The 12,860-nt window shown below is 45.8% G+C and carries 11 protein-coding genes and 1 riboswitch; of the genes, 2 read left to right on the forward strand and 9 right to left on the reverse strand.

The features are described 5' to 3' along the window. Positions 1–152 precede the first annotated feature (152 nt). The 7 genes from ACPW7N_RS06180 to ACPW7N_RS06210 form a co-directional block, all read right to left on the reverse strand. Positions 153–1,823, reverse strand: coding sequence for an ABC transporter ATP-binding protein (locus ACPW7N_RS06180; protein ID WP_425650280.1), 1,671 nt, complete (start codon positions 1,821–1,823; stop codon positions 153–155). Then, on the reverse strand, positions 1,807–2,715 hold the full coding sequence (locus ACPW7N_RS06185) for an energy-coupling factor transporter transmembrane component T (RefSeq protein ID WP_425650159.1): 909 nt from the start codon (positions 2,713–2,715) through the stop codon (positions 1,807–1,809). The genes ACPW7N_RS06180 and ACPW7N_RS06185 overlap by 17 nt, the downstream gene beginning before the upstream one ends. After that, complete coding sequence (locus tag ACPW7N_RS06190; protein ID WP_425650160.1) at positions 2,712–3,365, reverse strand: ECF transporter S component; 654 nt, start codon at positions 3,363–3,365, stop codon at positions 2,712–2,714. The genes ACPW7N_RS06185 and ACPW7N_RS06190 overlap by 4 nt, the downstream gene beginning before the upstream one ends. Beyond that, the gene (locus ACPW7N_RS06195; RefSeq protein WP_425650161.1) at positions 3,362–4,420 is read right to left on the reverse strand and encodes a DUF4430 domain-containing protein; all 1,059 of its coding nucleotides are present in this window, start codon (positions 4,418–4,420) and stop codon (positions 3,362–3,364) included. Before ACPW7N_RS06195 ends, ACPW7N_RS06190 begins: the two co-directional genes overlap by 4 nt. A gap of 31 nt (positions 4,421–4,451) precedes the next feature. Further along, the gene (locus ACPW7N_RS06200) at positions 4,452–5,972 is read right to left on the reverse strand and encodes an S-layer homology domain-containing protein (protein ID WP_425650162.1); all 1,521 of its coding nucleotides are present in this window, start codon (positions 5,970–5,972) and stop codon (positions 4,452–4,454) included. Positions 5,973–6,199: 227 nt separating this feature from the next. Continuing rightward, entirely contained in the window at positions 6,200–8,368 is a 2,169-nt protein-coding gene (locus tag ACPW7N_RS06205; RefSeq protein WP_425650163.1) for an S-layer homology domain-containing protein, read from the reverse strand. 13 nt (positions 8,369–8,381) lie between these two features. Beyond that, positions 8,382–9,707 carry a prenyltransferase/squalene oxidase repeat-containing protein gene (locus ACPW7N_RS06210; protein WP_425650164.1) on the reverse strand — a complete coding sequence of 442 codons (1,326 nt, stop codon included), beginning with the start codon at positions 9,705–9,707 and terminating at the stop codon, positions 8,382–8,384. A gap of 177 nt (positions 9,708–9,884) precedes the next feature. Continuing rightward, a riboswitch (cobalamin riboswitch) is annotated at positions 9,885–10,069 on the reverse strand. Positions 10,070–10,235: 166 nt separating this feature from the next. On the opposite strand from ACPW7N_RS06210, the gene ACPW7N_RS06215 reads away from it, so the two are divergent. Then, positions 10,236–10,565 carry a hypothetical protein gene (locus ACPW7N_RS06215; protein WP_425650165.1) on the forward strand — a complete coding sequence of 110 codons (330 nt, stop codon included), beginning with the start codon at positions 10,236–10,238 and terminating at the stop codon, positions 10,563–10,565. A gap of 174 nt (positions 10,566–10,739) precedes the next feature. Here the strand turns inward: ACPW7N_RS06215 and ACPW7N_RS06220 are convergent, their stop codons facing one another. Both ACPW7N_RS06220 and ACPW7N_RS06225 read right to left on the reverse strand, forming a co-directional pair. Further along, positions 10,740–11,000, reverse strand: coding sequence for a hypothetical protein (locus ACPW7N_RS06220; protein WP_425650166.1), 261 nt, complete (start codon positions 10,998–11,000; stop codon positions 10,740–10,742). Positions 11,001–11,013: 13 nt separating this feature from the next. Beyond that, positions 11,014–11,652, reverse strand: a complete 639-nt coding sequence (locus ACPW7N_RS06225; protein WP_425650167.1) for a DUF1385 domain-containing protein — start codon at positions 11,650–11,652, stop codon at positions 11,014–11,016. 81 nt (positions 11,653–11,733) lie between these two features. On the opposite strand from ACPW7N_RS06225, the gene yfkAB reads away from it, so the two are divergent. Then, on the forward strand, positions 11,734–12,849 hold the full coding sequence (gene yfkAB, locus ACPW7N_RS06230) for a radical SAM/CxCxxxxC motif protein YfkAB (RefSeq protein WP_425650168.1): 1,116 nt from the start codon (positions 11,734–11,736) through the stop codon (positions 12,847–12,849). The last annotated feature ends 11 nt before the right edge of the window (positions 12,850–12,860 follow it).

Raw genomic sequence — 12,860 nt, forward strand, 5'->3', positions numbered from 1 at the left:
AAGTTTTTCTAATGTAGCTATAAATATTTTAAAGTAAACATAAGCCGTGAGTCAATGATCTTGTTTTGAAAATAGGTCCAGCGCAAGACAACTTCAAAAAGTCGCACTTGACACTGGACAACTAGTACTGACAAGGAAAAAGTAATTATGGTTTACCGATAATACTTGTTAACCTGTGGCATATAAGAAAAAGAGTTACTAAAAATGTCACAAGGTCTGCCGTCTGCCACAATTTCTCCTTGATACAGGATCGATATTCGATTGGCAAACAGCTTTGCAAACTCGACATCATGCGTAATTAGCAATACAGCCTGAATCGGCAAATCAGAAAGAATCCGAATGAGCCTCTCTTTTTCTGTTAAATCGAGGCCACGGGTCGGTTCATCAAGCAGCAGGATATCTGGACTTTGAGCCACGATCATGGACAGCGCAAGCAACTGCCTCTCCCCACCACTTAAATCGTATGGATGACGCTGCCGATACTTCGTCAATCCGACAAGTTCCAAAAGTTCGTCTACTCTTTCGGCTTTTGACACCTCTGTAGCTTGAGCGGATGTATGGCGGACGGCAAATTGCATTTCTTCTTCTACTGTATCGTGCAGCAGGTAGTCATTCGGGTTTTGCGAGAGGTAACCGATTTTCTTCCAGGATTCTTGCCAGAAGGCTTCCGGCTTCTCTTCCCCCTCCCACTGCAGCATCCCTTCCGTCAATGGAACCACATGTGCCAGCGCTTTGGCGACTGTGCTCTTGCCCGCTCCATTTTCACCTAGAAGTGCAATCTTGTCACCTGCATAAATATTGAAATTAAGGTCTCTCACAATCGGTTTGTGCGGATCATACTCAATTTTTGCTTTTTTTAAACCAAGCAGCGGAGATGGTGCAACGGTACCGGGAGCGGACGTTCCCTCTTTTAAAAACCGAGTGGTTAGCTTCCCCCACCAGTTTTGATGACTCGATTCGTCAGATGGCTCTTGTTCTTGCTCAGGTTTGATCTGCTTGACCAATTGGACTTGAGTACGACTCCTCGCTTCTTTCACGGTCAGTGGCGGATTCGGCTCATGGTGTTCCAGAAAGTGACGGGTAATCGGCGGCAAGAACTGTGTCCAACCTCTGCCTTCCTTTTGACAAGATTCAATGAATGCATGCTTCGTTCCCTGGAAAACCGCCTTTCCAGCTTCAAACAGGACGATCCGATCTGCCAAATGAAAACAACGCTCCACACGATGCTCACTCAATACGATGGTAAGCCCCCACTCTTCATTCAGCCGGCGAATGGAATGGAGCACTTCTTCAGCATGAACCGGGTCCAATTGGGAAGTCGGTTCGTCAAGCAAAAGTGCTTGCGGAAAGGTAGTTAGCACTCCGGCAAGGGCAATCAACTGCTTCTCGCCACCGCTTAAAGTCGATGTTCTGCGTGACAGCAAATGACGAAGACCGAATAAATGGCTCACCTCAGCCAGTCTGCCTTTCATTTGAGCAGCAGGTATTCCCAGATTCTCCATGCCGAAGACCAGTTCACGTTCAACGGTCTCCAATACCAGTTGCCGCTCCGGGTCCTGATTGACAAAACCTACGGTAGTGACGATATCCCTCTGTGTCAATTGATGGAGGGGCTTCTCATGAATGGTGATCTCTCCTGAAATCTTTCCACCGTAAAAACGGGGAACCAGACCATTGAGAGAACGCAAAAACGTAGATTTCCCACTGCCGCTCTTCCCTAACAACAGTACAAACTCACCTTGCTTGATGGTTGCATTGATCCCTTGAAGTGCAGGTGCACAAGCTTCGGGGTATTGGTATGTAAGGTCATTCACTTGAAACATGTTCACCTGTTGATACTCCTTTCCGCATCCAGATCAGGATCGCTCCCCAGAAACCAAGGAGCATGGTTACAAACATCATATCTCCCACTGGATCAAACCAATGAATCCACTGATAAAATTGAAACAAACCGAACCGCAGGAGTTTGCCAAACACTCCAAAGAGTACGAGAATTCCACACATCAACAAGGTGATTTTTTCCTGCTGTTGCATTTTAGTCGTGCGGTAATAACTGCGAGGCCCACTGCCGAATCCCCTGACGTACAGGCTCTCAGCCGTAATCCAAGAACCTTCCATCGTAGAATAGATGAGGGGTTTGAGCATGGTCATTTTAAAACTGATCCAGCTTCTAATCCCCTTTCCCGTAGGTCGAATTCCTCTGACACTCATGACCTCCTGAATTCGATTCGATTCCTGCATCATAAATGGGAACAAGCGGATAGCCATTACGGAACTGATTACGAATCTTGGTGTGATTCGGGCAAAGAAGAATAGGAATCTCTCCTGATCCACAAAAAAAAGAAATCCGGCAGAAAGCAGCATGATAATGGAAAGCCTGAGCACACCCATGGAGGAATACAGCAGCTCTTCCACGGATAGATCCAGACGCCCAATCGCAGGAAGCACTGGCCCCATCCACAGAAAATGCTCCCCGTTACTTTGAAGCAATGGATTGATCAACATGTAAAACAACATAATCGGCAAAATAAACCAAAATGTGCGAAAGACCTGACCCAGCTTTTTTTCAAATCCTAACCACATCAAGAGGGAAATAAAAATTAGACTCAAAAAAAGCGGGTTCACCCACAGAAACGCTAAAATAAATGTAGACAGCAAAAAGGAGACTACTGCGAAGGGATGAACCGAATACCAACAAGAATCCCTTTGAATCATCTGGCTGCCCCCTCATCAAACCTTGAAACAACAAGCTTTCGGTGATAGCGTGACAGGATGCGAGCGAATGTGCTGGCAAAAGCAACGGCAAACAACAAATTTCCTGAGGCATGCAGCACGTCGAAAGGAATGCCTGCTGCATACAGGGCAACAAAGCTTTTCCAGTTCATAAACGAACCCAATCCTACGAAGATCCAGAGATTCATAATCCAGTCAAAAATGAACCCCCAGATAGCACAGGATGCGACAAACATCGCCTTCTTGCCACGAGACGCAAGCAACGGCTGAAACTTGTCTTTCTCCAGCAACCAGCCAAGCAATCCCCCGCTCGCTCCCGCCAGACCCCAACTTAGCATTTGCCACAATGTCCACGGTCCTTGCCCGAGAAAAATGTTGGACAAAACCGCCGCCAGACACCCTGACAGAAACCCTGCCCGGGCGCCAAAAACGTAGCCACTGATCATGACGAGAAAAGTGGTCGGCTGCACATTGGGAATGAACACAAATGGCACACGAGCCACAGCAGCGATCGTCCCCAGAGTCGCAATGACAGCAATCAGCTTCTCATCTACTTTTGACCGCTCCACCCAAATCATGATCAGCATGTATAAAGATAGCAACAGCAGCAGAATAAATAGCGCCCAATTCATGGAGTCGCTCCTGCAGCAGGCAGGATAGGCAGACGAATGATTTTCTCTCCATCGAGAGCTGCTCCATAGTGCATACGAAGCCCGGATGATTGATCTTTTGCCAAATTGATTAATTGATTGGATGCCAGTTCTAGCGCTTTTTGACTGTTACCCGACACGACGAGAATAGGAAGTAAGTTCGTCGGATTTTTGGTACTTACGAGTACGGAGCTATTATCATCACCGAGAATCTGATTGGCTTTCCCCAGTTGATCATACAACTGGATTCCTTCCTGGGTAAGAGCAGCAAAAATACCCAGACTATCTCGTTCTTTCCAGATTTTATTGACGAAAGGAGAAGTAAGCAGTGCATTTCGTTCACCGACAAGGATCAATGCCTGTTCCTGGTCAAACAACGCCTCGTTCCAATCGACAACCTTTACTTCCTGAGCTTTCGCCTTTGAAAGGCTTTCTGCTAGTTGGCCTGCTACTTTTTCAGAGCCTTTCATCACCATGATTTGCACAGGAATGCTTTCTCCTGTTTCCCGTTTTACGAATGGATGGGGAAACGCTCCGATTTGTCCAGGTGTGCGCATGGCATAATCCCAATCGTGATAATCCCACCACACCACATCATTGTTCTGCAACGGATATTCTGCTGAACCGATCTCAGCCATTAACCCGTTGACTGAGTAGAACCAGTCGAGTTTTTTGCTGTTTGCATCGCTTGGAGAGTATGCCGAAGCTAGCCCTTGAATGGAATCAACAAATCCACCATTGTATGCTGTCTCAACTCCTGAAACATTCTTTTTCAGCACTTCCATCACGGTTTGCCCCTCCGTGAGTGGTACGCGTTTGTCAAATAAAACAGTCGCTCCAAAATCTCTGGTCACCCATAAACGAACACCTGGGGTGCTGTCAGGAATGTCTTTTGTTGCCGTGTCCGATGATGCGCTTGGTGCAGCTTGTTTCGTTGAGTCCGTGGTGGTTGCGGATTTATAGGAAAACAGACCGTAAGCAGCGCTTCCGACAACCAGCATCAGCAGGAGAAGCACTGCCCATTCTTTTCTTTTCATTGATTTCACCTCTTTGTGAACATCCCTACTACTATCGTGCAAGCAGCAAGCGATAAAGCATGACCGACGCCTCCGCTCTTGTCACAGTCGCTTTCGGGTAAAAATTGCGGGAGGATGTACCCCCGAGAAATTTTCTCTTATGCAGATCTTTGACGCTTGTTATCGCCCATGAGCTTACTTGATTGTAGGGAACGTAGGGCGTAGCGCCTGTTGCTGTTTTCGTCCAGCCATACTTATTTGATACCCGTGAAACAATCACAGCCATTTCTTCATGCGTAATTGGTTTGTGTGGATTGAAGTAGCCTTTGCTGCCCTGAATCAGTCCGAGCTGTGACGCTTTCTCCACAATCGGCGCTGTCCAGTCGGTAACCGCAACATCACGGAAGATCCCTTGTGCTTTTGCTTGCGGTTCTTCTCCAATTGCCCGAAGCAAGAGTGCAGCAAATTGGGCACGGGTTACAGCCGTATCGGGCTGCATGTAAGTGGAAGTCACACCTTGCAAGTAACCATTTTGTACGAGATAGCTGATTTCTTTATAGGCCCAGTAGGTTTGCTTCAAATCCTGCAAACTAGCCAGTTTTTTCACGCCTGCCTTTTGCCGAAGCAGATGAATATAACTGTTTTTGCGTTGGAGGTCGGACAATCCCAGCAGTGCTTGGGCCGTTGCAATTTTGTTGCTCAATCCTGCTTTGGTATGGCTGAACGAGCCGTCGCTCTTTTGAAAGGTGAATAAATGATCAACGACGCCTTTTGTACCTTTTTTCCATTGAAGCGGATCTTCCTGATACGCAATCAGCGCAGAAATGACATTGGCATCCGATTCAACATTGGATACTCCGCCTTCCGAATATCCTCCATCTGCGCCTTGGGAGCGCTTTAGAAAGGCGATTGCTTTGGAAACTGGCTGCTCATTTTTGGTCATACCCAGTGAACGGTAGGCGAGCAAGCCCATAGCGGTCATGTCAACTCCACTTTGTTTGCCACCGGTCATGAAGTTGAATCCTCCATCGGGGAGCTGTTTTGAGACGAGCCACGATTTGACCAGTTTCGCTTTGGGAATCTGTTCTCCTGCCGAGTAAAGCGCAATGATACTCCAGATATGGGCGTTAATTAAGGTCTGCCCTTCTCCATTGGTACTGTCAGCAAATTTTCCGTTGGCAAGCTGTGATTTTTTTATCGTTTGGACAAAGTTCATTCCTGCAAAATTGTTTGGATCAAATCCGGCAGCGATAACCGTCAGCACGAACCTCGCATAATCAGTTGTTTTCCGTGGGTCCAACTGTTTTGCTCGCTTCTCCAACTCGGTTCGCAGGCTGCTTGCTCCGCCCCATTTCGCCGTATCAAGTTGTTGACCTGACAAGGCAAGGCCAATCAATGCCCAGTCATCGAGAGCGGCAAGCCCCTTTGCAGAATACTGCGAATGGTTATAAGTAACGGTTTTGGTTACAGCCTGGTTCACATCATTGGCTGAGACCGCAAAAACGGGTGAACTCGTTTGAGTTACTGCCACAATAAACGTAAGTAAAAAAACAATGAATTTCCAATTTTTCACCATAAAACCTCCCTTTCAAGCGTCTGTCTACCTATGTTTATTAGAAAACTCGGCGATTGCCGAGCCCTTGGCGACAGCAGAGTCGTGCGACGCACACGATGTGCTAGTGTCGACGATGCAACAGGGATGTTGTGTTTAGTCGACCACTTATGTCGATAGGGTACAATTTTAGAAAACCCTATCGACTAAAAGGGAAAAAGTAGGCCTTTTTCAGCCTACTTGCCGTGCTACTTATTTTTGGACACATAGTATTGGTAGACGGCATACGCCGCCTCACCTCTGGTAATCGCTGCCTGGGAATCCAATTTGCCATTGTCACGGGGCATCAACCATTTGTTTGCTGTTGCTACCACCATAGCATGTTTTGCCCAATCAGGAACTCCTGTCAGATCAAGCTGTCCCGCTGCATTTTCCTCAATTGCAACGGTATGTTCCTGTTCATACAGGCGAACCAGCAAAGATGCTACCTCCGATCGGGTCATCTCTTCATCCGGTGCAAACTGGTGCTGATTTCGTCCCTTGGTCCATCCAAGTTGTACTGCTTTTTTCACAGTAGGCGCAAACCAGCTTGACTCCGGGACGTCGGAAAATGACGCAGGGGATTCTCCTGTTTTCGCTGTACTTTGTTCGGTTCGCTCAGGTTGCTCCAAGCGGGCTACCATTGTAAAGAACTGGGCGCGAGTCAACGGCTGATCAACGCCGAAGCTAGCTGGTGTCATGCCTTGGGTAATTCCCCATTGATAAAGAGCTGAAATCGGTTTTTGTAACTCTTTCCTCGATTCAGGCAACATCATGACATCCTCGAAGGAATGGGAAGTAGTTGTCATCACCAGATCATTGCCAGGCACGATAAGTCCAGAAAGGGTTTCTTTTTCATTTGCAATCAAGGCGATTGAAGGTGTCCATTTTGCATCTGCTGAATTTCGAGTATACATCGATGGAACAGTCAAATCGTCAATACTGCCTGTCAGTGCGGTGGATAAAGTAATCGTTGCAATATCTGGCTGGGACGCATCTACATGATAGCTCGCTGTTACGGGTACGGCAGGTTCGTCAAGTGAGCTTTGCCATTCTGCAAATTGCTTGGTTTGTTCGGCATCGCTGTACTGACGAATCGTATAAGAGATCGTTTCCTTGGAACGCAGCGGCTCATTCGCAGGTGTAATCTCAGCTCGCCAACCGTCCTTCGCCAAAACCACGGACACGTGAGATTCTCTCAGCCTCTCCCATGAATCAGGGTAAATGAACACCTTTGCTACCCTTGACTCGGAATTTACCGGAAACGGTACGAGAATCACTTGCTTCAAGTCTTTCAACAATGGTTTATACAATGTTGAGTTCTCAAGAAGCTCGTTTAGTTCCTCAAGCAGTTCTGACTGATCATCCATTAATTCCCTTGTTTTCAAAAGGGAAAGCTCCTGAATATCCGGCTCAAGCGGATTTACGATCCTGCTTTCCTTCACCTGCATTTTCCCTGCCTGTTCATATGCTGCTTGCAAAAACACTGCAACATCCGGTACAAATGCAGCTTGTTTTTCCAGCTCATAATTCGATAGATCGATAAGCAGATTGTGAACGATGGTGACGATCTCATCCACACTCTTCGCCTGAACTAGCTGGTTAATTGCTGAACTCACATAAGCTGAAGTTGTTGCCTGATAGGCGTTTGAGATAGAGTCTCCTGATGTTACATTTTGGGATTTGCCCATATCCGTCGTATATAGAATTTCGACATCATCACCGTCTCGAAGCATGTAACGATCGATCGACATTGGCGGACCTTTATCGTTCACTTTGTAAACCCAACCGCTTCCGGGACCTTTATCGAATTCAGCAAGTCCATCAATACTTAGCAGATACACATCTTGCCCGTCTTGCTCAGGATCTCTCACTTCATAATCGAAGTTCTTTTCTTCTGAAGCATAGCGCAAAAGCTGGAAAACAGATGACCCCTGACTGATTCGAAAACTGGTATTCTTTACAATTTCCTCGTCATCGTACCCTATGATTTTAAGTGATACACTGATTTTCTTACTTCCCGTGTCCTGTGGTTTTTTGATCTCAAAATGCTGGGAAACGGGAGTACCCGAGTAGAGAATGGCTTCCGCCGTTCCGTATGCTGTCCACTCGGGCAAATTGATTTCAAGCTGAAATTCTTTGCCCCCGCCGCCCACATCCTGAAAGTACAAAAGCTGTCCTTGTGCGTCCTTGACGAGCAGTGGTACCCAGGTCGGATCGGTCGGACTGGTATTCCCGTTCACCTGCAATTTGTTTTCGACTTGTTTGGCCTGTATGGCGGCAGTAGCTTCCTCCGCCATACCTGATCCTGATGAAGAAATCCAACTTGTGAGCAGGAGAACGGCAGATGTCAGCCAAATAAGCCATTTTTGTCTCATCGAAAGTCAGCTCCTATTTCACTGATGCAACGAAGGTAATGCTCTCCTTGGCTACCTCAGGTTTGTCAGCTAATCCGTACCAGTAGTTGATTTCTACGGTGTAGGTTCCGCTCGCAAGTGTAAATCCGGCAGTCAGGTTCTGTGCTGCTGATGAGTTTGATTCCACCATTGCTACATCGACAACGTCAGCACCCTTCATCACTTTGACCATAACGGCAACTGGCTTCTCTTCTTTGGCAATTCCTTCAACATTGACACGCATGAGCAACTGTTTTCCGTTTATGGAGAATGTGTTGCCTGCTTGTTTCACTTCTTTACCTGAAAGGAAGTTATCCAATCCGTCGTATACTTTCACTTGTTTGGACAAATCGACAACGGGCACATAGACCTTGAGTGCTGCTTTTTCTTTATCCGTCAATACCTGGAAGAGAGAGTTTCCTTCACGAACGGTTGCTAAGGCAATCAGAGCGTTTTCTGTTGTGAATGCATTCGATGAGCCTGGCTGCCATAGCGCCTGGAATCCACCGTCAGCCATTTGGTTAGCAAGCAGGAACTCTACACTTTTATTCCAAGGTTCTGCGAACACATCTTCACCGATTGTCGTTAACCCAATGAGTACCTGAATAGTAGAATCGAGACTTGCGCTGCCGTAGGAAATGAAGGACCCGTCATCTTGTTGTTCTTTTTCCAGCTTTTCAAGAATCGCTTTTTTCGCTTCCTCCACTCCGTCTTGATCTTCCAGTAAGGAAAGAGCATTTAGAGTGAATGCATCTTCGTCAATCAAATTGAAATCGTCATAACGTTCCAACAAGAACTGAGTTGCTTTCTTGCGGTCATATGGGTATTCGTACATTTCCAAGGCAAGTATGGACAAAACGTGGTTGAAAACGGTGTATGTATCATCGCCCATTTTTCCATTTTTCTCTTGAGAATCAGCGATGCGCTCCAACAGATTGATTCCATTAAAGTTCGTTGGATCGTATCCGTTATGGATCAACCCGATTGACAACTTCGCCAATGAACCAGCGTCTTTGATGTCTTTCGCTTTGCCTGCCCAAGTATCAATCGCTGTTTTGCCTGCTTTATCTTGCCATTTGCGTGTAGCCAGCTTCTCTCCCGCTGCACTGAGGCCGATGAGTTCCCAGTCAAACGTGTTGAAATCATATTTTCGGTTACTCTTGTAATAATATTTCACCGTTTTCTTCAAAGAACTGTTTACTCCGTTTTCGAGGTCAGATGTTGCCTGAACGGTTTGCATTTGGAAAACAGAAGTAAGCACCAGACTAAGAATGAGTAGCCAACTGAAACGATGTGTAAAAGAGCGGATAACTGCTTGCATAAGTCTTTTCCCCTTTCTCATTTCCATCTAACTGAATGTTTTGTACATTGCTTCTTCACAAGAAAAACCCCCAAACCAGAGGTCAGGGGGATTGTTATCGTGAGAGCAAAGCTTTCTAAAGCTGCTTGATCTTGCATCACTTGACACGATTTTTACCCCTTTTTTCCACACCGAAAAAGGCAGTACCTCGTTCTGGCAGGTCTCCTGACTTACACTTCATTCACCCTCATCCAGCCTTCCCAGGTTTCCCAGTGGCATCAAATAATAAGAGTGTCAGTGATTACAGTAGCGGGGGCTGTAGTGGAATTGCACCACTTTCCCTTTTCAACGTAAAAAACGTCACCAAAACAACACTGATTCAATTGTCCATTCAAATGCTATCACACCAGTAAGAGGGAGTACAAGAAAAATATGTTGAATTCAAGCATTGACAGAGCATATCACATAGGTGTAAATTACACATAAGAGCAATATTATACTATCTGCCGTTTTCACATGAATGGCAGAATAACCTAGGAGGTATCGGTAATGAGCCAAAACACAGTTGAAAATCAGGAGCAATTGTTGCAAGCAACTTTTCAAGTGTTCCAAGCCGCCAACGAAACCATCTTTAATACAGCATTGACTACTGCAGCATTCGTTAGCTTTTTGCAAGAACAAGCGCAATCACAGGCAAAAGACTTGCTGAACCAGTCAGAGGAAGCACGCAAAGCAAACATCGAAAAATTGGAAGCTTTCGTAAAAGAAACTCGTGAACTCCAAACAACCTTCCAAAAAAATGTGCAAGAACTTGTGAAATCTTCCTATACTACGTTTGCATCCGTGAACCCATTCTTTGCAATTGGCAAAGATAAATAATCGCTTGCACAAAAACGGTCATGACCGTTTTGTTGCCCGCAAGCGGTCACATCCACTTTTATGACAAGGTGCCTCAGCGTAACATCTGGCATTTACTTCGGTAAAAACGTCGAGACGTTTTTCACAGAAAAAAGAACACCGATGGCCCCTTTTGGAACCGTCGGTGTTCTTTTTTTACACCATTTGAACGATGATGGAAACAAAACCAACTGCACATAGGACAAAAAATACAGATGAAATCCAGTCCCTCTTTTCAGCGTAGAGCCAAACCCCTTGCAACAAGACGAACAGACCTAACGAAATCGTCGAAAATTTGCTCAGGATAGCTCCTCGTTGATGATCTGACACGTATTCGATCATGAGACCAAATATCTGAAAGATCAAAGCTAATCCAACCAACCCGATCATGACATAGATTAACTTATTCGTACCCATATCAATCGATCCCTTACTTTTGAATATGTTGAAACAGGCGGTACGAACGAATAGCCGTCTCCAGATGGATGCGTTCTGGTTCTTTTGTGGTTACATATTTCTGAAGAAAACCGGATATCACGAAAAACGGCTTCAAATAGGAACGAATATATCTTTCCCCGATCAATCCGGCGACCATTCCCCCCGCACCAATCAGTACACTCTCCCACAGCGGCAAGAACCAACAAACCGGCAGGAAGAAAACAAAGAAATAAGTAACATAATTGGTCGAACATCCGCTGTTCACAATAGACGCTTGACGGATTTCGTTCCAGTGTTCCAGCTTCTTTTCTCCCTGATAACTAAAAACTTTATGCTCCGCACCGTGGAACTGCTTCAGTTGCTTCGGAAAAACAAAATGATAGCCTACCCCATAAATGATCAGCCACAGAGGGTCTATGTTAAAAAACAAGATGGAAAGCACGAGACAAATATGAAATAACTGATAGTACCACGGGATGGCAAAGATGATTCTCCACCACATTTTGAACAAGGTACGAAAGGTAATGGGCTCTGCCCAGCTATGGATTACCCCACCCCTCACTTCGGCACAAGCCAGGACTTTTCGATTATGAAAAAGAACGCCACGGCCAAAAGAGATTCCTGTAATCATAATTTCATATTCTCCTTCTCCGTTTTCCCCGATATAATGGTAAAGTATTTTATGATTGTCTGTAATAGGGAGGTTTTTCAATTGACTCGTTATGCACCATCCAAACCACTAACCCCGGCGTATGACCCATGGGATCCGTTATATCAGGCAAAGCCTCCTCACTATAAATTGACAAGTGTTGAGTTTACCGTAACGAATATGTGTAATTTACGCTGTGAACACTGTGCCGTTGGTGAAACGCTCAGTGCCAAAGATGATGAACAATTACCAATTGAGCTACTCTTACATCGGCTTGACGAAGCAGAAGATCTGCATACCATCAGTATAACAGGCGGGGAACCGATGTTTAGTGAACGAAACGTGAATGAAACCATTCTCCCCCTCTTGCAATATGCTGCCAAACGGGGACTTCGTTCGCAGATCAACTCCAACATGACCATGCCGTACAGCCGATATGAGACTATTTTGCCTTACATAGATGTTATGCACATCTCGATGAACTGGAAGACAGCCGAAGAGTTCTTATCAATAGTGTACGCAAAAACACCACACGCAGTTTCGCTTGGACAGGCTGAAATCCTTTTCCAAAATATGCTGGAAAATACGCGAAAGCTGGCTGAAGCAGGCGTATTTGTCTCCGCAGAAACAATGATCAACATTCGTACATTGCCACACTTGAAAGAAATTCATGAGCTCGTCCGTGAACTGGGCTGTAAACGACATGAGGTTCATCCGATGTACGCGAGCGATTTCGCAAGGGATATGGAATTATTATCACTGGATCAATTGCGTTCGTCTATCCATCATATGTTGGATGTTCGTGATGAAGACATGTGGATGCTGTTCGGCACACTGCCATTCTATGCATGCAGTGAACGCCAAGATGATCAGGAGCTTCTGAAGCGACTCCGTCAGGCCAAGAATGTATCCTTGCGTAATGATCCTGACGGTCGTACCCGCCTGAATATCAATGTGTTTACAGGGGATGTGATTGTGACCGACTTCGGTGACGTTGCACCACTCGGAAATGTGAAAGTTAACAATATGAACGATCTCTTAACCAAATGGCAAGAATGTGATTTATACAATACACTAAACTGCTATTGTCCTACCGCAGCCTGTGCGGGGCCAAATGTGTTAGTCGTCAATTCGTACTATCCTGAGATCAACTTTAAGACACGAAAAGCACTCGTCTAGCTGGAATTGGG

It is taken from the genome of Brevibacillus nigriterrae (assembly GCF_049846925.1).
Classification (GTDB): domain Bacteria; phylum Bacillota; class Bacilli; order Brevibacillales; family Brevibacillaceae; genus Brevibacillus_H.